Here is a 22,253-nt window from a genome sequence, read left to right as displayed (position 1 = left end):
TAGGCGAGATATGACGCAAAAACAAGTGCCGGTAAATCCAGATAAAAAAGCATCTGGCGGCTTTTTTGAAATTTTAAGTATTGTGGTGCAAGCTGTTCTAATAGCTCTTGTCATCAGAACATTCTTGTTTCAACCATTTACCATTCCATCTGGCTCCATGCGCCCAACGCTGCTTGTTGGGGACTATCTCTTTGTTTCTAAATATTCCTATGGATATTCCAAATATTCACTGCCATTTTCCCCCAATCTTTTTTCTGGGCGTATTTGGGGTAGTGAACCAAAGCGCGGTGACGTATTGGTATTTCGTCTTCCTAGCAATACATCATATGATTATATCAAGCGCGTTGTTGGTTTACCCGGCGACCGCATTCAAGTGTTAAATGGCCAACTAATTATCAATGGAAAACCAGTCGAGCGCACAAAAATTGGTGAAACAACCGATGTTGATGTGATTGGTGATATGCCTAACACGGCTTTTAAAGAAAGTCATTTATACGACCCTAACTCGGATCTACCAGTAAGCGTTTATCGCGAGAAAATGGACAATGGTGTTCAATATAATACGTTTGATCTGGGCTCTCCTTATTGGCGCGATACGGATAGAGTATTTACCATCCAACCTGGACATTATTTTATGATGGGTGATAATCGTAATAACTCAGAAGATAGCCGCTTTTCAGTAGGACAAGTGCCATATGAAAATCTTGTAGGGCGGGCAAATATTATCTTCTTCTCTATTGGTAATGGTGCATCAGCATGGCAAATTTGGAATTGGCCATTTGATGTGCGCTGGAGCCGAATGTTTAGCTTTGTTCAAACAATAAAGAATGTGCCTACGGGTCAAAAATAGGTGCATTTTCGGATAACCAAAATGAATAAAAAAGAAATTGCTGCCCTAGAGGCAGCTACTGGACATAAATTTACTGATATGGAGCGCTTAACCAAGGCGCTCACCCATTCCAGTGTACAAAGCAGTGAAATTGGCAATTACGAGCTTAGAGTTTTTGGGCGATCGCGTTTTAGGACTTGTTATTGCAGAAATGCTCTGTCAAACTTTTCCCAAAGCAGTTGAGGGAGAATTGTCAGTGCGGTTAAACTCGCTGGTTAACGCCGAAACCTGCTGTGAAATTGCCTTTGAGCTTAACCTACCCGATATTATCCATATGGGGGCAGAGATGAAAGTGCTTGAGGGCCGCCGCCTTACCAATATGTATGCCGATGTGGTAGAAGCTTTGATTGCAAGTATTTATCTTGATGGTGGTCTTGACAGCGTACGGATTTTCGTTGACCGTTATTGGGGTGAGCGCATGCGCCAAAGCGAAACGCAAAGACGCGATGCCAAAACCGAATTGCAAGAATGGGCGCACCAACAAAATGGTGCGCAACCCCTTTACCGTGTATTAAAGCGTAAAGGGCCTGACCACGATCCTATATTTGAGGTAGAAGTACGTATATCAGGCTTTGCACCAGCAAGTGGCAAGGGTGGCTCGAAACGATTAGCGGAACGAGCAGCAGCTGAAAGCTTATTATGCCGTGAAGGCGTGTGGACCAATAAAAACGATGAAGAATAGAGTAAAAAATGGATAATATGGATAAGGGCGTGACACGTTCGGGGTTTATCGCCTTAGTTGGTGCGCCAAATGCAGGAAAATCGACACTTTTAAACCAGCTTGTCGGAACAAAGGTTTCAATTGTTACCCATAAGGTGCAAACAACCCGTGCTATGGTGCGCGGCATTGTTATCCATAATAATGCACAAATTGTTTTTATTGATACGCCAGGTATTTTTAAACCCAAAAAACGCTTAGATCGTGCAATGGTAACCACCGCTTGGGGCGGCGCCAAAGACGCTGACATGACCTTTGTTTTAATTGACGCGCAAGCGGGTCTTAATGAAAACAATGAAGCTTTAATTGATAGTCTTGTAAATTTTCATCGCCCAAAAATTCTAATTCTCAATAAAGTTGATTGTGTACCGCCGCCAAGATTGTTGGAGCTAACCGCACAAATTAATGAACGGGTAAAATTTGAACGTACTTTCATGATTTCAGCGCTTAAAGGCTATGGCTGTAAGGATATTTTGAATTATTTAGCAGAATCTTTGCCCGAGGGTCCTTGGTATTATCCTGAAGATCAAATTTCAGATATGCCAATGCGTCAACTTGCGGCTGAAATTACCCGCGAAAAGCTATATTTGCGCCTACATGACGAGATCCCTTATTCTTCCACCGTTGAAACTGAACGCTGGGAAGAGCGCAAGGACGGCTCGGTAAAAATCGAGCAGGTTATCTTTGTTGAGCGTGAAAGCCAAAAGAAAATTGTGCTTGGCGCAAAGGGGGAAACCATCAAATCCATCGGCCAGTCGGCACGCAAGGAAATTGGACAAATTTTAGAACAAAATGTCCATCTTTTCCTTTTTGTTAAGGTGCGTGAAAATTGGGGTGATGATCCTGAACGTTACCGCGAAATGGGTCTTGATTTTTCAAAATAATAAAGGCTCGTTAGTTGGAAAATCATTTTCAAATCTTTATATATTGGAATAAAGGGGCGTGATGTTAATTACGCCTTTTTTATATAAAATCTAGCTTGATATTTTTTAAAAGCTTCAAGATTAGCAAGATCAAAGTCGCAATGACGAAAGTTAAATGACCAATGGAATGGCATGACGAAGCAATTATTTTGGGCTTGCGTCAACATGGTGAAACCAGCGCCATTGTTGAAGTCATGACACCGCATCATGGTCGCCATTTGGGTGTGGTTAAAGGCGGCCGCTCCAAACGTATGCAGCCAATGCTACAACCGGGCAATAAAGTACGCGTGCAATGGTGGGCGCGCCTTAATGAGCATATGGGTAGTTTTCGGATAGAAACATTGGATTTTTCCGCTGCTCGTTTAATTGATTTGCCGCTTGCCCTTTATGGCTTACAAACTGTGTCTTCACATTTACGGCTTTTGCCCGAACGCGATCCCCATGCCGGTCTTTATGAAGCCTTGCAACTTCTATTATCCTATGCTGATGATCCCTTAATGCTCGCTGAAATATTATTGCGTTTTGAGTTGCGCTTACTTGAAGACGTTGGCTTCGGGCTTGATCTTTTATCCTGTGCAGCTACCGGACAAAAAGAAGATCTCATTTATGTATCCCCCAAATCTGCGCGCGCTGTTTGCCGCGAGGCAGGCTTACCATGGCATGATAAACTGCTGCTTTTACCAGATTTTTTATGCTCCTTGCAAAAGCGTCCTTCACAATTAGCCGATTTCAAAAGTGGTTTTGCTTTAACTGGCTTTTTTTTAACCCGTCATGTTTGGGAACCACGCAGCATAGCACCGCCAATTGTGCGCGAAAAATTCCAAACCCATTTGCACCGTTTTTTCGAAAAATAAAGTATTACCAAGGCTTGAACGCATTTAACTGATGAATACAGTACTAAATGCGCCATAATTTTAATTTCTAGAACAAAGTACAAATATGCAAATTATTACAACAATCATGCAATTACGCGAAATCTTACAACAAAATCGCAATGCATTTCAAACTATCGGCTTAGTGCCAACAATGGGTGCACTGCATATTGGCCACCTAACCCTTGCGCGGCAATCGCTCGCACAATGCGATAAAACTGTTGTGTCAATTTTTGTTAATCCCAAACAGTTTGGGCCGGAAGAAGATTTTGATGCCTATCCTCGTGATTTGGCCAAGGACGCAACTTTACTCGAGGCAGAAGGCGTTGATTATTGCTTTGCACCAAGTGTTGAGGAAATGTGGCCAAGTGGCAATTGCAGCCATGTGGAGGTGGAAGGATTATCTGATATGCTTATGGGAGCTTTGCGCCCTTTGCATTTTCGCGGTGTAACCACTGTAGTTGCTAAATTATTTAACATTATCCAACCCGATTATGCTTATTTTGGTGAAAAGGATTATCAACAAATCACCATCATCAAACGCATGGTGCGAGATCTTGCTTTTCCAGTTAAAATTATCGGCGTTCCTACCTTGCGTGATAGCGATATGGTGGCAAGTTCGTCACGCAATACATTATTAACCCCAGAAGACCGTATTGCCGCAGCTATCATCCCACAATCTTGGCAAGCGGCTGATATGGCCTTTAAAAATGGCGAGCGTAGTGCCCAAAAGCTTAAAGAAATAACCCGTGATATATTGGAAAGGGAACCACGTGGTATCATTGAAGCGATTGATTTACGCGATTGCGAATCGTTAAGTGATGTTGAAGGGAATGTGACTGGTGCAGCTGTTTTGTTGCTAACCGTTCGTTTCGGATCAGTGCGCCTCATTGATCAAAATATCCTCACCCTATAGCGTGTTTTTTTGTCGCATTGCTTAAGTGTGTTTATTTCGCTTAAAGAGAGATAGGGCTGACAAGCTTGATTTAAGTTGAATTTTAAGACTTGCCATTTTTATTATGGCAAAAGCTGGCAAGGAATAAAAGGCTGCCTATTAACAGCACACCAAAGCCGAGATTTAATATGAAACAGCAGCACCATTTTTTGCTATCTATGGTGCTAGTGCTGTCGGTTTTATTGCAAGCTATTTTTATGGCCTACGGAGCACTTGGTCATAGAAGCCAACTTGATCGCCTAGAGTTTTTGGCAACCAGCATTTGCAGCCAAGATATAGACAAAAATACAGCAACGCATATTCATTCGCCACAAAGTCATAAACAGCAAAGTCAATCTGATCATTGTTTGCAGGGCTGCTTTTTATGTGCATTTTGCCTAAGCTATCAAACTGTCAAAGGCAGTTGCGCCCATGACAACATTGATGGCCATCTCATTACATGGCTGCCTATTACAGCAAATAGCGTAGAAATACATTATGCCAGCAATCAAGCCCGTGCACCGCCCGTCTTCATAAATATAAGCACTTAAATTAAATAAACTATTTATGGAGAATATAATGACATTTTTATGTAAGGCTAGCGCCAACAAAACCACGCTATTTAGTAGCATTGCTGCAATTATTTTAGGCCTTTTTACAATTGTATCGGCGCAAGCACATGAATACAAAGCTGGTAATCTTGAAATAATCCATCCATGGTCACGCGCTACAGTACCAACGGCCAAGGTTGCAGGTGGTTATTTTAAAATTATCAATAAGGGTGATGTTGCAGATAAGCTAGTTAAAGTAACCGCAGACCTATCTGATGATGTGCAAATTCATGAAATGGCTATGGTAGATGGCGTTATGAAAATGCGCCATTTAACTGATGGAATTGATATCCCAATTGGCGGCGATATTGAGTTTAAGCCTGGCAGCTATCATATCATGTTCATGGATTTAAAAAATGGTTTGAAAGAAGGCGAAAAATTTAAAGGCAAACTCTATTTTGAAAAAGCTGGTGAAGTGGAAGTCGATTTTAAAGTGGAAGCAATGGACACGAAAAGCATGAACCACGATCACCCTACCCCAAATAACGATCAGACTGAACAAGCTCACGATAACAAGCATTAATAATTTTTGCTTTTATCACCTTGTAAAAACGCGCCAATGGAAAAATCCATTCGGCGCGTTTTTTCATAATAGGTCTATTTATTCCCGCACAATATTTTTTGAAATTTCATTTAATTCAGCTTCAGAAAATGAAATATTGCTGACTTCACCTGTATCAGCATTAATTTTTTGTGCAATTAATGCAACGGCTGGCTGTAGATAATTAAAATGATCAGCATTGGGAACTTTATTAATGAAGAATGGAATTTGTTTGTTTTGGGCATAACGCGCCACTTCTTCAAATTCTTCCCACCAGCCTTCGCTGCCTTCAAAATAAAAAGTTGGTGACTTTATATCATTTATAAACAGACGCGGCGAGCGAATGGCCAAGGCTTCATCTGTTTTAACAAATGGCAAGCCAACACTGATGCGGCCATATTGTAAGCGTAGTTTCAAGTCTGGAATGCCGCCCAATGAGAATGCTGCACGAAAACCATCAATATATTCGCTACCAAGCAAAGTATTTGTACCGCCAGTACTGTGGCCGATAAGATAGATACGATCTGTATCGACATAGGGTTGGCTTTTTAAATAATCAAGCGCTGATTGCAGATCATCCAATTCACCCATAAACATTTCAAATTTTCCAGGATTATGATTTTCGCCGCGAAATGATGGTACCATCATAATAATGCCAGCATCGCGCAAGCCTTTACCACTTTGATCATTGCTTGCTTCAATATCTTCCCAGAAAAAATCACCAATACCACCATAGCCACCATGCAACCAAATAGCTGCGGGATGTTTTTTACCATCCTTAGGATCAGGACTAAGAAAAGCGGCAAGATTACCATCTTTAGCAGGATAATTAATTAGATTAAAAATATCTGCTGGAGGCGTGCCAGTATCTTCTGGTTGAAACACTTTTTTATAAGTTGTTGCAGGATAATTCTTATGAGCATCACGCAAACTAACTGGTGATAATTTATAAGACAAATGATCTGCCGAGACAATCTGGGTTACATAATCCAACCCTTGATTTAAAAATGGTATTTCATCGCGTGTTGGCAATGAGTAATCGCCATGAGCTATTTTTTGCCCATAAGCAGCACCATAAATGGCAGCACAAATTACCAAGATTATAGAAAATATTTTTTTTATAATTTTCATAAAAAAATCCCTCAAGTTTAAAGCTTGAGAGATTTTTAATAGCTTATTTTATATGATGCAATAGATAGGCTAATTACATTACAATATTATTAGAATATCAACAAAACGGCCTATTTTATTGTAAACTCGATTTAATAATTTACAACTAATCCAGTTTATATTTTATTAGTTCATGCGTTGCGCATTTTTTAAGCAATAACCAATTTGCTAAAATCAGCAAGTTGCGCGGTTAATTTTTGAATGCACTCAAGCAAGGCAAGGCGATTAGCGCGAATGGCAGTGTTTTCATCATTGACCAAAACATCGTCAAAGAACGCATCAACTGGCGCACGGAGTTGAGCAAGACTTGCCAAAGACATGGCATAGTTATTCTCACTCATGAAGCGGGCAACCTCTTGTTCACATTTTTGCACCGCTTGATAAAGTGCTTTTTCTTGGCTCTCAATCAACAAGCTTGGGTCCACATGATCGGCAATTTGAGTATTCTTTTTCTTTTCAGCTTCAAGAATATTAACAGCACGCTTAGTACCTGCTAGCAAATTGCCACCGTCATCAGTATTGATAAAGACGATAAGCGATTCAATACGGCGTGCAACCTGTAATAAGTCATCAGCAAGTGGAGTTAACACCGCATCAATTGCGTCATAACGTGCGCCTTCATCCTTGATATGGACTTTAAAACGCTCATGCATGAAGCTATGTAGATCAACAATGATTGGCTCAATTTTGGCATTTAAATCTTGGGTGATGCGATCTTCTTCCATGCGCAACGCATTGTCAAAGTCTTGGTTACCATCAATCTCACCAGATTTTTCGCTGCGCAAATTGGCTTCATAGGCAAAAAGAGCATTTTCAATATGGGAGCGCATATGCAAGTTAAAAGCAAAGCGTAGCAAAGGTAACAGATTGATTTGCTTTTCTTTAGCTAAAACTAAACGGATCACACCAATTGCTGCACGACGCAATGAATATGGATCTTTTGAGCCTGTTGGCTTTTCATCAATGAACCAAAAACCGCAAAGCGTGTCAATTTTGTCAGCAAGCGCTACCGCAATAGATATAAGCGAGTGGGGAACGCTATCTGTTGGACCAATCGGTTTGTAATGTTCTTCAATAGCGCGGGCAACTTCTTCGCTCTCACCTTGCAAGGTTGCATATTTACGCCCCATAACGCCTTGTAATTCTGGAAATTCGCCCACGGCTTCGGTTTGCAAATCTGCTTTCGCTAGCAAAGCAGCCCGGCGAGCGGTTTGCGGATCAGCCGACAATAATGGTGCTATTTCCTGCGCAAGCGCGGCAATGCGCGTAACACGGTTGCCTTGCGTGCCAAGTTTTGCATGGAAAGTCACATGTAAATGGTCAAGACGCGCCATTCTTTGATCTAGCGGCTTTTGAAGGTCGAGCCCTAAGCGGTTGGCTGATAAACTAAGCTTATTTAAATCTGGCAAATCAGCTTGATCCGTGTGCCAGAAATAAAGCGCATCGGAAAGGCGAGCGCGCACAACACGTGCATTGCCCTTAACGATTTCTTGGCCATTATCACTCGCTTCAATATTGGACACAAGAATAAAATGGTTAGACAAAGCTTCCGTTTCGCCGCGAGGGCGGGTCACAAAGCATTTTTGATTGGTACGGATAGTAAGGCGAACAATCTCTGGCGGAATAGCCAAAAATTCAGGCTCAAACTCACTCATCAAAACAACTGGCCACTCAACAAGACCTGCAACCTCATCAGCAAGTTGCTCATCTTCAACTAGCTCAAGCCCCTTAGCAAAGCAAAGATTACGAGCATCTGCCAAAACAATTTCGCGGCGGCGCTCGGCATCAAGAATAACCTTGGCATTTTCAAGCTTGGTGACGTAATCTTCAAAGCGGCGCACAGTGATGGGCTCACCGTCACTTAAGAAACGGTGGCCATAGGTAAAGTTGCTACTTTTAATACCATCAACTTCAAAATCGACTATTTCTGTTTCGCCAATTTCAGGGCCAAACAAACAAATAATCGAATGTAAAGGCCGCACCCAACGCAAATTGCCATTACCCCAACGCATAGATTTGGGCCAAGGGAAATTGCGAATAATATCAGGCATTATTTCAGCAATAATATCTTCGGCCTTGCGGCCGGGCTTGTTGATTTTGGCAACATAAAAATCGCCTTTTTTAGGGTCATTAACAATTTCCGCCTGTGAAATATCATCAAGACCGCTGGAACGTAAAAAGCCAGCAATGGCGGCCTCTGGTGCTTTAACCGATGGACCTTTACGCTCTTCAGCAATATCTCGTGATTTTGCGGTAAGGCCGCGCAAATCCAAAGCAAGGCGGCGCGGCGTATAATATTCACGCGCGGCTTCATAGGTAAGACCCGCATCAACCAAACGGTCAGTCACCATTTTTTTCAAATCTGCTGCTGCTTTTTTTTGCATGCGCGCAGGAATTTCTTCAGAAAATAATTCAATTAATAAGTCGGGCATTATAGATCTCCACGATTATAATTGGCGCCACCAGCTTCGGTTTGCAAAAATGCTTCGCCGCACCGGCGAGCAAGATCACGTACACGCAAAATATAGCTTTGTCGCTCGGTTACAGAAATAACTCCGCGCGCCTGTAAGAGATTAAAAATATGGCTGGCTTTGATACATTGATCATAGGCTGGGAAAACACAACGATGTAAACCGCCCTCTTCCAAAGGCTTACCGGCGTCAAGAATAGCCGCGCATTCCTTTTCGGCATCAATAAAATGGCGATGCAATATTTCAGTATCGGCTATTTCAAAATTAAACTTTGAAAACTCTCTTTCCGATTGCAAGAATACATCACCATAAGTGATTTTCTCATCGCCTTCACGACCATTAAAATTAAGGTCATAAACATTTTCAACCCCTTGCAGATACATAGCAAGACGCTCTAAACCATAGGTGAGCTCGCCTGAAACCGGCGAACACTCAACGCCACATACTTGCTGAAAGTAAGTAAATTGCGATACTTCCATGCCATCGCACCAGCATTCCCAACCAAGTCCCCAAGCGCCAAGCGTTGGGCTTTCCCAATCATCCTCGGCAAAGCGCACATCATGCAAATTGGTGTTAAGACCAATAGCATTTAGGGAACCAAGATATAGCTCTTGCAAATCTGGTGGTGATGGCTTTAACAAAACCTGAAATTGATAATAATGCTGTAAGCGGTTGGGATTTTCGCCATAGCGCCCATCGGTTGGGCGGCGTGATGGCTGTACATAAGCAGCTTTCCAAGGGCGCGGTCCTAAAGAGCGCAAGGTTGTCGCTGGATGAAATGTTCCAGCGCCGACTTCCATGTCATAGGGTTGCATAATGGCACAGCCATATTTTGCCCAATAGTTTTGGAGCGTTAAGATAAGTCCCTGAAAGGACCGGCTTGGATCAAGATAATTTTGATCCTGATGACTTGGTTCAAGACTTTTGGGCAGGCTCACAACAAAACCCCTTTTAAAAACTGCTATAAAATTCGCCTTAATGTTTTTGGCATAATGCAATTATAGAAGCAATACAATATCAAAGACAAATGGGACTTTAGATATTTCAAAAAAGAGCGATTACGAAACAAAAAAGCCCCTTATTTTGAAAATAAGAGGCTTTATATTCTGTAATTATTTTTTTTGCCCATCTCAATCTATTAAATTGAACAAAAGCAAATTTGCCGGCAACTATTCAGCTGCATCAGGTTTAGAAGGCTCTTGAGAAGGCGCATCTTCGCCTTGGCTTTGAGCCGGCGCGGTACCTTTCGTTGAGGTTGCATCTGTTGGCTCATCTTTTGGCTTATCGCTGGACGCATGTTCTTCATCGGGCTTTTCATTAATGCTACCATCAGCCTTTAAGCCGTGCTTTAATTTTTGTTCAACTTTTTTTAGCTCATCTGGCTCAATCTTACTATTATCGGCCGCATGGTGCCATTGGAAGGTTGCTTCAAGCTTGCGCCCAGCCATCCAATAGGCATCCCCCAAATGGTCATTAATTGCTGAATCTTCCGGACGCAATTTTACTGCGCGTTCTAACTCACGCACAGCATCATCAAAGCGACCAAGCTTATAATAAGCCCAGCCAAGAGAATCAATAATTGCACCGTCTTGCGGGCGCAACTCAGCCGCTTTTTTGAGCATTTTTAAAGCTTCTTCAAGCTTCATATCACGATCAACAAGCGAATAGCCAAGATAGTTTAACACTTGTGGCTGATTGGGTTGCAATTCCAATGCTTTATTAAAATCCAGTTCAGCCTTATCCCAAAGCTTTAAACGTTCATAGGCAATAGCACGTTGATAAAATAATGGCCAGTTTTCGGGGCGTGTTGTGGTGAGCTGATTTAAATATCGATCCAATATTTGCACAGTATTGGCAAAATCTTCCTTTTGCATATAAATGCTAGCAAGACCAGTATAGACCCGTTCATCTGCACCAAACTGTTTGACCAAACTATTTAAAAGCTCAACAGCTTTATCTTCCTGTCCTGAATCGGCAAGATTTAACGCTAAGCGTAATTGGCTATCGCGATAATAAGGCGAGCCTTGCTTAATCTGCCCATAATATTCAATGGCCTTTTTATGATCCTCGGTCTTCGCAGATAAGTCACCAAGTTGAAATAATGTTGCTTCACTATTAGGACGCATAGCGAGTGAAATTTGTAAGTAAAGAGCTGCTACATTTTCAGCATTAGCGCGGTTAAGCGCAGTGCCAATATTATAAATAATTTCACTTGCACCATCACTAGCAGACTGGACAATAACTGTAGGCTGCTGACCATTTTGTGCCGCTATACGCATATTAGTAAGCGTATCACGGCCAGATAATAGTTTTTCACCATTAGATAAGGTTTCAATCGCACCTCGTATATTTTTATTGCGCCATTGAAAATTAGCATAGGCAATAATAACCCGCTCATAAGTATCTGGAAAGGCAGCACCGCTTTCCTGATCCTTTAATGCAGCAGCAAATGCCTTTTCAGCTTCAACCTTTTGCCCGTTTAAACTATACATTAAAGCCAAATGGTAATTTTTGAAAAAAGGAAACCATTCTTGTCCTTGAAACCCAACAATATCATTAATTGCAGCGCGGCGCTGACCTTGACCAAATTTTGCCCAAGCAACAAAAGTGCCACAAGTAATGGTATCAAGCGAATCAGGATTTGAATATTTCATCACACTAATTGCTTGCTTAAAATGTTTGCGGTTCATAGCATCAGCCGCAATAACTGGCTTTGTAAAACGTTCTAATTCTTTATTATTGCGCAATAAAATAGCAATAGGAACAGCTTCATTAAATTTACCATTTGCCATCAAGGTGAGGAATAAATCGCGTTGCACCATTACACTATTACGATCAAAATCAAGCGCTTGATTTAGATAGCTAATGGCAATATCCGGCTGACGGTCACTTATTGCAATGCGCCCGGCCAAATAAGCACCAGAAAAAGATCTTGCAGGGGGAAGCTGCGTTGCTGCCAAAGCAGGAAGTGAAAGGCTAGACAAGAATGCACTAACTAAAACCGCCTTATAGGAGCGAGAAAGGATGTTACGCCGCATAGAATTTTCCCTGTTTCCCAATATTGATAATTAAAGCATTATCAATTTTTAAACTGCTGCCAAATATACAAACTCAAATATTCAACTATGCAAATAAAAACTTATCAAAAAGATAATTAAATTTGCCATTTTGAACTATTTTATTCAAATCAATTTCATCAAGGCTAACTAAAATGGGTTGAATTTACGAAACAAAATCCCAAAATTCACAAATATTGCTGTTCGCCTTTTCATTTACGTTTAAAATCGAATACGCGAACAATTTAATCAATAATAAAGACCAAGTTCCATTAACCATATCAAAATCATATAAGCTATCATTAAGTAATGATTAAGCCCTTTTAACGGCAAATATTAATTAACCCGCGATATACAAAAATCGATCACTTCAATCAAAGCTTGACGTTCGCTATTTTCAGCTATGGTTTCAAGATCCTGCCTTGCTTTTTCACCCAATTCGCGGGCTTTAACGATAGTATCGTGCAAACTGTCATGCTTTTTCATAAGTAGGATTGCTTTTTCAAGGGATTTATCATCATTTGCCCCCTCTTCCATTGCAGTTTTCCAAAACTGCTTTTCTTCCGCATTACCACGAGCATAGCTTAAAATGACAGGCAAAGTAATTTTTCCTTCACGGAAATCATCACCAACATTTTTTCCAAGATCTTTAGAGTTGCCACCATAATCAAGCGCATCATCAATCAATTGGAAAGCAAGACCTAGATTAGTACCATAAGAGGCAAGCACTCTGCGGCAATTATCGTCTTGGCCAGCAATAATCGGCCCCACTTCGGCAGCTGCAGAAAAAAGCGCTGCAGTCTTGGCATTGATAACCGCAAGATATTCATTTTCCGTGGTACCAATATGCTTTGCCGCCGCAAGCTGCATGACTTCACCTTCTGCAATGACAGCAGCGGCTTGCGCAAGAACATCCAATGCCGGCAATGAACCAACATCAACCATCATCTTAAAAGCTTGTCCTAAAAGAAAATCACCAACAAGCACACTTGCCTGATTGCCCCAAATCATTCGAGCTGTAGATTTACCACGGCGCAAATCACTTTCATCAACCACATCATCATGAAGAAGTGTTGCCGTGTGCATAAATTCAACTGCGGTTGCCAAAGCCACATGATGGTTACCTTCATAACCAAACATACGAGCACTTGCCAAGGTAATCATAGGCCGCAATCTTTTACCACCTGAAGAAATCAAATGATTAGCAACTTCGGGAATCATTTCAACATCTGAACCAGCTTTCGATAGAATAAGCTGATTAACTGCTTCCATATCGGAGCGAGTAAGGTCGATAAGCGGCTGAATAGAAGCTTGCATGTTATTTTTCCCGGTTGACGCCAATTGGCACTTTAGCCAAGCATATTTTGCGCCACCATAAGGGAGGCTTTGGACTTGCTCAAGCGCGAAATAGCTATTTCTGCATTTATTAAATTATTTTTTTGAAAAAAAGCAGATAAATTTCGCCATTTTCCTTTGCAAGACGTAAATTTCATGTAATTATTTGGCATGATAGAAATTATACGCACCAATGATGCAGTTATTATATCGGCTATCGAAGTTTTATTAAAAGAAGCTGGTATTTATTACATGGTTACAGACACCCATATGAGCGTGTTGGAAGGATCGCTTGGCTTTCTCCAAAAACGCATATTGGTGGAATTAGATCAGGTGCAAGAAGCTCGTCAATTAATTATCGATGCTGATCTTGGCAATGAATTACGCAATTAAACGAACCAGATAATTAAATATAGTGAATGACGCAGTGCAATATTTTTTGCAATGAGGTCAAAACATAATTAATTTAATCGTGACAACACATAAATCAATTGAACACTAGCCAATTGCACATCAACCACCTGAATATAAATACCTGCATTTTATTAAAGCAAGAATTGCATCTGAAATACTATCCCCTAAAAACAAATCTTCTAAATTTTAAATTAGCTATCGTTTTAAGATATATAAGCGCCTATAATTAAAGCTTTTTCTCCTGTTTTATCTATAACCCCCACCAGTTGCTGTCTCTCTTATGGCGAGGCAGCACAATTATTTTAAACAATAGTGGTTAACTTGCTTTTTGTTCCTCTAACTGCAGGAATATGGTTTTTGAGGGAAATAAGTGCGATAAATACGCCAAACATCGCAAATCCTAGCAGCCAGATATAACTCGTAAGCCCAGCAATAAATCCACCACAAATACCTGCTAAAATAGCGCCACAACGCCCAAAAGCAGCAGCGGTTGCAGTTCCGGTGGCACGCATTTGAGTTGGATATAAAAATGCTGCCAAAGCATAAAGTGGTGACTGAACAGCATTAACAAAAAAGCCATGAACAGTTAATAAAATTAACAATAAGCTGATATGCTCGCTAACATTAAACAACAAAAGGGCAAGTATCGACAGCGCGCCACCAATAGCGCAGGTTCCAAGCGCCTTGAATGATCCGAAACGGGAAATAGCAAAAGCGCAAAGCAGCGATCCGATAATACCGCCAATATTATAAGCAGTGAGACCATCACCTGCTATGCTTGCATCTATATTATGAGAGGCGAGAATAGCTGGTAACCAACCAAAAACCGAATATACCGCACTCATACAGAAGAAAAACGCAAACCAGATAGCAACTGTATTACGCGCAAACCCATGTGATAATAAAGCACCAAAACTGGTTTTTGCTAATGGTGAACCAGCGTCATTTTTTTCAACAAATTCGACATCGTAAACTGTTGGCCGCTTTAATCTTAATAAGAGTTTTTGAAGCTCTTGCCAACGCACTTTATGGCGAGCCATATATTTAGGTGACTCTGGCAACGTAAACCAAAGAAGAATCAATAAGACAAGCGGCAAGAAGCCACCAATAAAAAAGGTCTTTTGCCAGCCCAGTTCAACAAGAACGAGCTTGGAATAAAAACCTGCAAGCATACCGCCAAGTGGCACACAAACTATAGAAGCGGTAATAATCATCGTACGATAACGCAGTGGCGAAAACTCAGCCGACAAAGTTGTACAAACAGGTAGAGCACCACCAATGCCAATGCCAGCAAAAAAGCGAAATATCATCACATGATGAACATTGCCTGCTAGACCTATAAGCATAGTGGAAAGACCACATAGTGTTAATGTTATCAAAATAAGGCGGCGGCGACCAATTTTATCGGCTAAATAGCCAGCAACAAGACTACCTATAACCATGCCAACCGAGCTTGCAACAACAGCAAAAGTAAACACACTGCGCTCGCTATACCCCCAATCTTTCATCATTGTTGGGATGGCATAGGCAAGTAGCTGACTATCAAAACCATCAAGAATAATTGCAAGAGCAATAATAACCACAATAAAAATCTGCAATGGTGTAAAGGATCCATTATCAAGAATTTCACCAATATCAACCTGTTTGCTACGGCTCAATTGTACCTGTAAGCTTTTATCACTCACCATTTATTTCCTCACTCCCATGCCATTGATATTCTATCAATAATGCCCCATTGCCATTTGCGAAGCACAGTCTTGCAATGGAAGCACAAGAATAACAACAGCGAACGAGAATTATTTAAAACTATTCCACAATCTAAAACCCGCTCAATATTGCGCACCAATTAAGCGACATTATTTGCCGGATAAGTTAAATTACAATAATCTATTGCCACATATTCATTGACTAAATCGACTTAATCATTACAAATTTGAAACAAAGTAAGTAATAGAATTAATTATTGAAAAGATTTAATTATAAAGGGTGTCCGATGGGATTTGTTGAAGCAGTTCGCAGTGCATTCATCACGAAATATGCAACATTTAGCGGGCGCGCTTGCCGATCAGAATTTTGGTGGTTTAGACTGGCAAATTTAATCGCATATTATATCGCCACTCAAGCTTCAAAAGCTTTTATACTGCATTTTACAAGTTCATCATCATTTACTGGTTCGCAAAACCGCATTGCTCTTAGTATCATTATAGCTTTTATTATTGAGATAATACTATTTACTCCATTTTTAGCTGCAGCGTCTCGTCGCCTCCATGATCGCAATATATCATCAATATGGGCAAGCCCCTTCATCATAACAATGTTAATTCCTTATTTTCTAATTTTTTTAGTCATAAATAGGATTATTTACAACGATGACATGTATATCTTACTGGGACTTAATATCATTTTGCAGCTTCTTTTACACATTCCATTTTTATTCAAAGGCACAGATGGCTTGAATCAATATGGACCCAACCCGCTTAGTAAAGACGTTGATACGGATGTTTTTTCGTGAAATTTCTATATAGACTAACTACATAAATCACTATCAAATCAGGTGATAAAAAACTTTCACAACAAGCTAATAAAAAGGCTTGAATCCATTCAAGAGATCCAAGCCTTTGATTATTCTATAAATTAAAAAACTATAAAACCTAACCGCGATCACGCAACAATCTTGATTTTTCGCGGTTCCAATCGCGCTTCTTTTCAGTTTCACGCTTATCATGGTTCTTCTTACCACGTGCCACAGCAATCTCTATTTTAACGCGACCACGTAAATTGAAGTAAAGTCGCAATGGCACAACTGTCATACCATCACGCGATACAGCCTGAAAAAGCTTGGACATTTCACGTTTACTGACAAGCAGTTTGCGCAAACGCCTCGGCTCGTGATTAAAGCGATTACCCTGCTTATATTCAGGAATATAAGAATTAATAAGCCAAAATTCACCATTTTCAAAGCTAGCATAGCTTTCCGCAATATTGGCATGATTAGCGCGCAAAGATTTTACTTCAGTGCCGCTAAGCACTAAACCCGCCTCTAATGTATCCAATATCTCAAAATTAAAGCGTGCCTTGCGATTTTCGGCAATGATCTTACGCTCTGGCTTATCTTTTTTTGTCATAAATCCTAAATACTATATTTTTAGCGTTTTACAAGCCCTGCATGGGCAATTGCCGCATCAATTTTGTGGGCAGTTTCAGCTTCGATTGCAACCAAAGGCAAACGCAAATGCGCTTCACAAAGCCCTAATTGATGAGCCGCATATTTAACACCCGTTGGATTTGGCTCAAGAAATAAAGTCTTATGCAATGGCATTAACTTTTCATGAATTTCTCTTGCCTTTTCATAATTACCTATTTGACAAGCTTCTTGAAAGAGAGATGAAAGGCGTGGCGCAATATTGGATGTAACCGAAATACAACCAACACCACCTTGCGCATTAAAACCAAGGGCAGTTGCATCTTCACCCGATAATTGGATAAAACCATCACCGCAAGTCATGCGTTGCTCTGATACACGCTCTACTTTGCCAGTTGCATCCTTTACACCAATAATATTATCAAAATCATTGGCAAGACGTCCCATGGTTTCTGATGTCATATCAATAACCGAGCGACCGGGAATATTATAAATAACAATTGGCAAAATCGTTGCTTTGGCAATAGCGGCAAAATGCGCATAAAGACCACGTTGATTTGGCTTGTTATAATATGGTGTCACAACAAGCGCAGCATCTGCACCCGCAGTCTCAGCAAATTGAACGAGCTCAATGGCTTCAGCCGTACTATTTGAACCAGCACCAGCAATAACAGGCACACGCCCCTTCGTTTGCTCAATTGTTAATTCAACAACACGCTTATGCTCTTCATGGGTTAAAGTGGGCGATTCACCTGTAGTGCCAACCGGCACAAGCCCATGTATACCTTCGGTAATTTGCCACTCCACAAGGTCACGCAACGCTTTTTCATCAACCTCTCCAGTTTCAGAAAATGGCGTAATAAGTGCGGTAATGGCTCCCTTGAGCATGGTAAACTCCGTAAATTAATTTTTAACATTGCTATTATTTTAGCGACTAACTAGCCATATATGTGCGGTAATCAATATATGGATAACCCCATTGGCAATCTAGCCTAATTTTACCAACATAATCCTGTCATTAAAGCATAGCAAGATAAATATAATAAACGCATTTAATTTTCTGATAGAATAAAACTTCTAATAGCAAAAAAGCAAATCTTAGAAACTGTAAGACGTTTAAATAGTCGCTTCCCCGTTATGTAGCAGTCAATTTTTCAAATTACCTATTGATTAGAATTGCTAAAATCACTCAGAATAAAAATCGAAAGATCTTCTTTAGAAACATAATTTTTTGCGCATTTCAAATTGGGTTGGGCTTATTTTTTGAACACCATCGCCACAAAATGTTACCAATGCATCCGGTTTTCCTTTATCAATAATAAGACGAAAATCTTCAATAACACCGCCTGCCCAAAATGAAATATTATATTATAAACGTCCTAGAGCGTTGCTTATACATAATGATGCTGTAGAACATGGTAATTTAAGTGAAACGCTAACTTAGATAAGCAAAAATCCCGAATATAGTGGTAAGTCTATTACTATAGAATAAAAAATTTGCAACACTAGAAAAGTAATTGATAAATCTCATTTTTTGATAGTTGAGAATACTCAGGTAAGACTATTTACTTGTATTGCGCCCATTGAAAGTCATGTTAAGTAGATCAATTGCCCGTCAATGTAGCAATTATCTTGGGGCAAATGGTGTTGATATATATGCTTTTCAAAATAATAGCGGAACAAAGATGACGAATAATAGAAAGACAAGAGCCTTTAAACTAATCTGTGAAACGCGATATAGATATAGTTAATCACTCGTTGTTCAAACATGATATTAAAAGGCCGTGTAGCAAAGTTTAAATTTGACGCATTTAGGCCTTGAGCGCTCTGTCTTTGGGGAAACATATTATCTTCAGTTAATGACTGCAAGGTTAGCAAGTGCTGTTAGAGAGATCTAATTATGGAAGAAAATAAAACAAAATTTTTCTTAAATTTATATGAAACGAATGATTATATTACAAAAGATCAAATTAAATCTTTAAATCTAAATAGGAATGATATTGAAAATATTTTTAATACAGATCCTAAATACGACGATATATTAATGTTTATAAAAAATTTACCATTTGATATTATCGATAAAATTGCTAGGCGAGGAGATGATAGAATAAAATCTATAGTATGCACGAAATGGCCTTTGTTACCTAGCACTTACCAATATTTAATTGAACAGAATGAAAATGTTCGTGCATCATTATGCGGTAATCCTGCTTTACCGCATAAGATGATTGAAAGGTTGTTAAACGATAAATCAGAATTTGTTCGCAACAGAATGACTGAAGTCATAAAATATAGAGAAATTAAAGAACAAAATAAACAACGTCGTTTAAATAATTAAGATAGGACATGGGAAAGTTAGCAACAGAGTGAAAAGGGCGTCAAATCAATATTTGAATAGCCGCATTGGCAATCTAGCCTAATTTTACCAACATTATCCTGTCATTAAAGCATAGCAAGATAAATATAATAAACGCATTTAATTTTCTGATAGAATAAAACTTTTAATAGCAAAAAAGCAAATCTTAGAAACTGTAAGACGTTTAAATAGTTGCTTCCCCTAAGTTATATAGCAGTCAACTTTTCAAATTACCTATTGATTAGGATTGCAAAAATCACTCAGAATAAAAATCGAAAGATTTTCTTTAGGAACATAATTTTTTTTGCGCATTTCAAATTGGGTTGGGCTTATTTTTTGAACACCATCACCACAAAATGTTACAAATGCATCCGGTTTTCCTTTATCAATAATAAGACGAAAATCTTCAATAACACCGCCTGCCCAATTGGCTCCGGAAGTTAAAATATAGTCAATCCCATGATAACCACTATCGTAATTAGCTTTTTCATATTTGTTTAAGGCTGCTATGAAGTTTTTATCTGGGCAATAAGTGTCGTTATTTAAATAATTTTCTTTTATCCAATTTACCGATTGTGGAATGCCAGTAGTTGTACTGGGCGTGTAAGAATGGCGAACCTTAATTTTTTTACCCGCAGGAAAAGTTTGTTGCCAATAAAACGTGACATAAAGCGTAGCTTCAGATGGGAAATCTCCGCTATCCCTCACCACTTTACGGGTGCTTTTTGTTGCGACAGCTTTACCGTCAACAAAACTATGAAAATCTAAATAATTATCGAGATGCTTATCATCAATGTAGGGCCTATTATATTGATCGTCAAAAGGTTCACCATTTGCATCAAATTCAAAAGGAGGCATTGGAAAAGCAACAATAGTCGTAATATCTTTATTACTGCGATTTTCAAATATATAATTCACTTCAATTTTATCAACTGAAATATATAACTCTTCTGATACCATTGCTATATCTTCTAACTTTTGAAGAACAAGCCCACCTGCAGCTAATCCTGCACTACTATCATTAGCCAAAGTTATTTCGCAAGTCATGGCTAAACTAAAGCATAGCAAAAAGCTTTTACCAATATTGCGCCAGCATGTATTGTTTAAAAACTGAATTTGCATAATATCTCCAATATTTTTTAAAATACTGCAGCATTTTTTTAGATAAAAACCATTAAGCACACGACTTTAATCTAGAAAATTAAATTTTATTTCGTTAAATAAAAATAGAAACAAATAAAGACACAAAAATGAATTTCCAAACTTCACTCCTTACATGTTTTATGCTAAAATATGCATCCACCTCTGGCAGAGCATCACGCTCAGAATATTGGTGGTTTGCACTTGTCTTCAATATAATATATTTAATTCTCTTTCTGACATTAACATATTTTATCGAGCCAATGGATCCGCAAAAGCCAATTTATTGGTTAAGCCTACCCTTATTGCTTATCCCTTTTGTTATCTTCTTTATTCCTTTTGCAAGTGTATCCATACGCCGTTTTCACGATATCGGCATGGCTGGTTGGCACTTTTGGTTTGTTATAATTGCGTTACAAATGCCGTATGTCGGTTTGGCCCCGTGGCTTTATTATATTTATCTACTTTGCAAAGAAGGATCACCTGATTCAAATCGCTATGGTAAAAATCCATTTCCTAAAATAGAATATCAAAAAATATTTGAGTGACTTTCCAAAACTTACCCCACATGTGGTAGCGCAAAAACAAATGAAAAATGACTAAAAAGACTATGAGCTGTAAATAGCAAAAGAGCAAATTTAGCAGATATGTGCATTAAACGCCGTAGCTTTTTCCAGCCATGAGAAAATAATTGGGGTAGATTTTCTGCGCTTCCAAATAGGCCTGCTGCAGCGCTTGGGCATTGGGAAATATACCAAAACATGTCGCGCCAGAACCTGACATTGCAGCAAAATCGGCGCCAAGGTCTTGTAATGTATGCAATATGGTTTTCAATGCTGGATATTGATGTAATGCAGGCTGATAAAGATCATTACGCATGGTCTTCAATTTTTCAATCAACCCCTTATATTGCGCCCCTGCACCATCAGTCCAGCTAAACTCTAGATTATTTTTGTTCTCTAACTTGGCAAATATTTGCGGGGTTGAAACTGCCACGCCTGAATTGATTAATAAAATATCCAAAGGAATAAATTCATCAAGCGGCTTTAATATTTCGCCTATACCGGTGGCGATCAGGGGTGAGCGATAGAGCACCCCATGCAAACACATTGGCACATCTGCGCCAAGGCTTTGCACCTTATTGGTTAATAATTGCAATTCAGCTTCTCGATCATCGGCATCGGGTATTAAATTCCAATGTCGGATTAATGCCACCAATGTAGCTGCTGCATCAGAAGAACCGCCACCTATCCCCGATGCAATTGGCAAGTTTTTTTCCAAATGAATGGCAACTGGCGGACAGCGCTCTTGCCCAATAAGATCACGTAAAAAATTGCGCGCTTTAACAACCAGATTATCTGCGCCAAAATCTTCACCGCCACCAAAACGGCCAGAAATAGCAAAACTATCGCTATCTGCCGCTTGTACCTTTATCATGTCGCCATTATTCATGAAAACAACAAGGCTTTGCAACAAATGATAATTATCACTGCGCTGTCCAATGACATGTAGCGACAAATTAAGTTTTGCCGGCGCAATCTCTTCTATAATTTCGTGATGTTGTTCACTCACTAAACTGTCTTTTAAAGCCAAATTTTCATTTAAAGAATATGGAGCCATAACCAATCGATACATTAGATTTACACAGAAAGTACATAATCTGCTTTTTAAAGCATCTACT

The 22,253-nt window shown here is 39.6% G+C and carries 21 protein-coding genes and 1 pseudogene; 11 read left to right on the top strand and 11 right to left on the bottom strand.

The window, feature by feature from the left end; translation table 11 throughout:
- The first annotated feature begins 10 nt into the window (after window positions 1-10).
- The 7 genes and pseudogenes from lepB to H3299_RS03580 all read left to right on the top strand — a co-directional run bounded on the left by lepB (window position 11) and on the right by H3299_RS03580 (window position 5,470).
- Window positions 11-850: a signal peptidase I gene (gene lepB / locus H3299_RS03610; RefSeq protein WP_182418955.1), complete on the top strand. Its 840-nt coding sequence runs from the start codon at window positions 11-13 to the stop codon at window positions 848-850.
- A gap of 21 nt (window positions 851-871) precedes the next feature.
- Window positions 872-1,571 (top strand): annotated as a pseudogene (gene rnc, locus H3299_RS03605) (ribonuclease III).
- Between the two features lie 8 nt (window positions 1,572-1,579).
- Window positions 1,580-2,491, top strand: coding sequence for a GTPase Era (gene era / locus H3299_RS03600; RefSeq protein ID WP_182418954.1), 912 nt, complete (start codon window positions 1,580-1,582; stop codon window positions 2,489-2,491).
- Between the two features lie 161 nt (window positions 2,492-2,652).
- Window positions 2,653-3,384, top strand: coding sequence for a DNA repair protein RecO (gene recO / locus H3299_RS03595; protein ID WP_182418953.1), 732 nt, complete (start codon window positions 2,653-2,655; stop codon window positions 3,382-3,384).
- An 85-nt stretch (window positions 3,385-3,469) separates the two neighbouring features.
- The gene (panC, locus tag H3299_RS03590; protein ID WP_182418952.1) at window positions 3,470-4,318 is read left to right on the top strand and encodes a pantoate--beta-alanine ligase; all 849 of its coding nucleotides are present in this window, start codon (window positions 3,470-3,472) and stop codon (window positions 4,316-4,318) included.
- A gap of 89 nt (window positions 4,319-4,407) precedes the next feature.
- Complete coding sequence (locus H3299_RS03585) at window positions 4,408-4,887, top strand: hypothetical protein (protein WP_182418951.1); 480 nt, start codon at window positions 4,408-4,410, stop codon at window positions 4,885-4,887.
- 28 nt (window positions 4,888-4,915) lie between these two features.
- The gene (locus H3299_RS03580) at window positions 4,916-5,470 is read left to right on the top strand and encodes a copper chaperone PCu(A)C (protein ID WP_182418950.1); all 555 of its coding nucleotides are present in this window, start codon (window positions 4,916-4,918) and stop codon (window positions 5,468-5,470) included.
- A gap of 78 nt (window positions 5,471-5,548) precedes the next feature.
- Here H3299_RS03580 and H3299_RS03575 read toward each other — a convergent pair whose 3' ends face one another.
- From H3299_RS03575 to H3299_RS03555, 5 genes are all read right to left on the bottom strand, one after another.
- Window positions 5,549-6,619, bottom strand: coding sequence for a S9 family peptidase (locus H3299_RS03575; RefSeq protein WP_182418949.1), 1,071 nt, complete (start codon window positions 6,617-6,619; stop codon window positions 5,549-5,551).
- Between the two features lie 188 nt (window positions 6,620-6,807).
- Window positions 6,808-9,090 (bottom strand): glycine--tRNA ligase subunit beta, encoded by a 2,283-nt coding sequence (glyS, locus tag H3299_RS03570; RefSeq protein ID WP_182418948.1) that lies wholly within the window; start codon window positions 9,088-9,090, stop codon window positions 6,808-6,810.
- Window positions 9,090-10,061: a glycine--tRNA ligase subunit alpha gene (locus H3299_RS03565; protein ID WP_182419624.1), complete on the bottom strand. Its 972-nt coding sequence runs from the start codon at window positions 10,059-10,061 to the stop codon at window positions 9,090-9,092. The genes glyS and H3299_RS03565 overlap by 1 nt, the downstream gene beginning before the upstream one ends.
- A gap of 237 nt (window positions 10,062-10,298) precedes the next feature.
- Window positions 10,299-12,167 (bottom strand): tetratricopeptide repeat protein, encoded by a 1,869-nt coding sequence (locus H3299_RS03560; RefSeq protein WP_182418947.1) that lies wholly within the window; start codon window positions 12,165-12,167, stop codon window positions 10,299-10,301.
- A 354-nt stretch (window positions 12,168-12,521) separates the two neighbouring features.
- Window positions 12,522-13,502, bottom strand: a complete 981-nt coding sequence (locus H3299_RS03555) for a polyprenyl synthetase family protein (RefSeq protein ID WP_182418946.1) — start codon at window positions 13,500-13,502, stop codon at window positions 12,522-12,524.
- Window positions 13,503-13,691: 189 nt separating this feature from the next.
- Between H3299_RS03555 and H3299_RS03550 the strand changes: the two genes are divergently transcribed.
- Complete coding sequence (locus H3299_RS03550) at window positions 13,692-13,913, top strand: DUF2007 domain-containing protein (RefSeq protein ID WP_182418945.1); 222 nt, start codon at window positions 13,692-13,694, stop codon at window positions 13,911-13,913.
- A 323-nt stretch (window positions 13,914-14,236) separates the two neighbouring features.
- On the opposite strand, the gene H3299_RS03545 is transcribed toward H3299_RS03550, so the two are convergent.
- Window positions 14,237-15,622 (bottom strand): MFS transporter, encoded by a 1,386-nt coding sequence (locus tag H3299_RS03545; RefSeq protein ID WP_182418944.1) that lies wholly within the window; start codon window positions 15,620-15,622, stop codon window positions 14,237-14,239.
- 305 nt (window positions 15,623-15,927) lie between these two features.
- Here H3299_RS03545 and H3299_RS03540 point away from each other — a divergent pair, with 305 nt between their 5' ends.
- A complete protein-coding gene (locus tag H3299_RS03540; RefSeq protein ID WP_182418943.1) occupies window positions 15,928-16,446 on the top strand; it encodes a DUF805 domain-containing protein in 519 nt (172 codons plus the stop codon).
- Between the two features lie 139 nt (window positions 16,447-16,585).
- Here the strand turns inward: H3299_RS03540 and smpB are convergent, their stop codons facing one another.
- From smpB to H3299_RS03525, 3 genes are all read right to left on the bottom strand, one after another.
- On the bottom strand, window positions 16,586-17,059 hold the full coding sequence (gene smpB, locus H3299_RS03535) for an SsrA-binding protein SmpB (protein ID WP_182418942.1): 474 nt from the start codon (window positions 17,057-17,059) through the stop codon (window positions 16,586-16,588).
- A 20-nt stretch (window positions 17,060-17,079) separates the two neighbouring features.
- On the bottom strand, window positions 17,080-17,964 hold the full coding sequence (dapA, locus tag H3299_RS03530) for a 4-hydroxy-tetrahydrodipicolinate synthase (protein WP_182418941.1): 885 nt from the start codon (window positions 17,962-17,964) through the stop codon (window positions 17,080-17,082).
- 327 nt (window positions 17,965-18,291) lie between these two features.
- Window positions 18,292-18,438 (bottom strand): DUF4424 family protein, encoded by a 147-nt coding sequence (locus H3299_RS03525; RefSeq protein WP_182419623.1) that lies wholly within the window; start codon window positions 18,436-18,438, stop codon window positions 18,292-18,294.
- Window positions 18,439-18,976: 538 nt separating this feature from the next.
- Between H3299_RS03525 and H3299_RS03520 the strand changes: the two genes are divergently transcribed.
- Window positions 18,977-19,414, top strand: a complete 438-nt coding sequence (locus H3299_RS03520; protein WP_182418940.1) for a hypothetical protein — start codon at window positions 18,977-18,979, stop codon at window positions 19,412-19,414.
- Window positions 19,415-19,666: 252 nt separating this feature from the next.
- Here H3299_RS03520 and H3299_RS03515 read toward each other — a convergent pair whose 3' ends face one another.
- Window positions 19,667-20,554 carry a DUF4424 family protein gene (locus tag H3299_RS03515; RefSeq protein WP_182418939.1) on the bottom strand — a complete coding sequence of 296 codons (888 nt, stop codon included), beginning with the start codon at window positions 20,552-20,554 and terminating at the stop codon, window positions 19,667-19,669.
- A 128-nt stretch (window positions 20,555-20,682) separates the two neighbouring features.
- Here H3299_RS03515 and H3299_RS15765 point away from each other — a divergent pair, with 128 nt between their 5' ends.
- Window positions 20,683-21,120, top strand: a complete 438-nt coding sequence (locus tag H3299_RS15765) for a DUF805 domain-containing protein (RefSeq protein ID WP_182418938.1) — start codon at window positions 20,683-20,685, stop codon at window positions 21,118-21,120.
- Between the two features lie 106 nt (window positions 21,121-21,226).
- Here the strand turns inward: H3299_RS15765 and H3299_RS03505 are convergent, their stop codons facing one another.
- Window positions 21,227-22,192, bottom strand: a complete 966-nt coding sequence (locus H3299_RS03505) for a 4-(cytidine 5'-diphospho)-2-C-methyl-D-erythritol kinase (protein ID WP_182418937.1) — start codon at window positions 22,190-22,192, stop codon at window positions 21,227-21,229.
- Window positions 22,193-22,253 lie beyond the last annotated feature (61 nt).

Source organism: Bartonella sp. HY038 (genome assembly GCF_014117425.1).
GTDB lineage: Bacteria > Pseudomonadota > Alphaproteobacteria > Rhizobiales > Rhizobiaceae > HY038.
This window is presented reverse-complemented; position numbering and strand designations above follow the sequence as displayed.

Bases quoted from the DNA above. Each gene is read 5' to 3' on its own strand.
- lepB (WP_182418955.1), top strand. From the start codon at position 11: ATGACGCAAAAACAAGTGCCGGTAAATCCAGATAAAAAAGCATCTGGC.
- H3299_RS03580 (WP_182418950.1), top strand. From the start codon at position 4,916: ATGACATTTTTATGTAAGGCTAGCGCCAACAAAACCACGCTATTTAGT.
- H3299_RS03560 (WP_182418947.1), bottom strand. From the start codon at position 12,167: ATGCGGCGTAACATCCTTTCTCGCTCCTATAAGGCGGTTTTAGTTAGT.
- H3299_RS03555 (WP_182418946.1), bottom strand. From the start codon at position 13,502: ATGCAAGCTTCTATTCAGCCGCTTATCGACCTTACTCGCTCCGATATG.
- panC (WP_182418952.1), top strand. From the start codon at position 3,470: ATGCAAATTATTACAACAATCATGCAATTACGCGAAATCTTACAACAA.
- H3299_RS03575 (WP_182418949.1), bottom strand. From the start codon at position 6,619: ATGAAAATTATAAAAAAAATATTTTCTATAATCTTGGTAATTTGTGCT.
- H3299_RS03540 (WP_182418943.1), top strand. From the start codon at position 15,928: ATGGGATTTGTTGAAGCAGTTCGCAGTGCATTCATCACGAAATATGCA.
- H3299_RS15765 (WP_182418938.1), top strand. From the start codon at position 20,683: ATGAATTTCCAAACTTCACTCCTTACATGTTTTATGCTAAAATATGCA.
- H3299_RS03515 (WP_182418939.1), bottom strand. From the start codon at position 20,554: ATGCAAATTCAGTTTTTAAACAATACATGCTGGCGCAATATTGGTAAA.
- H3299_RS03545 (WP_182418944.1), bottom strand. From the start codon at position 15,622: ATGGTGAGTGATAAAAGCTTACAGGTACAATTGAGCCGTAGCAAACAG.
- smpB (WP_182418942.1), bottom strand. From the start codon at position 17,059: ATGACAAAAAAAGATAAGCCAGAGCGTAAGATCATTGCCGAAAATCGC.
- recO (WP_182418953.1), top strand. From the start codon at position 2,653: ATGGAATGGCATGACGAAGCAATTATTTTGGGCTTGCGTCAACATGGT.
- H3299_RS03505 (WP_182418937.1), bottom strand. From the start codon at position 22,192: ATGGCTCCATATTCTTTAAATGAAAATTTGGCTTTAAAAGACAGTTTA.
- glyS (WP_182418948.1), bottom strand. From the start codon at position 9,090: ATGCCCGACTTATTAATTGAATTATTTTCTGAAGAAATTCCTGCGCGC.
- era (WP_182418954.1), top strand. From the start codon at position 1,580: ATGGATAATATGGATAAGGGCGTGACACGTTCGGGGTTTATCGCCTTA.
- dapA (WP_182418941.1), bottom strand. From the start codon at position 17,964: ATGCTCAAGGGAGCCATTACCGCACTTATTACGCCATTTTCTGAAACT.
- H3299_RS03520 (WP_182418940.1), top strand. From the start codon at position 18,977: ATGGAAGAAAATAAAACAAAATTTTTCTTAAATTTATATGAAACGAAT.
- H3299_RS03550 (WP_182418945.1), top strand. From the start codon at position 13,692: ATGATAGAAATTATACGCACCAATGATGCAGTTATTATATCGGCTATC.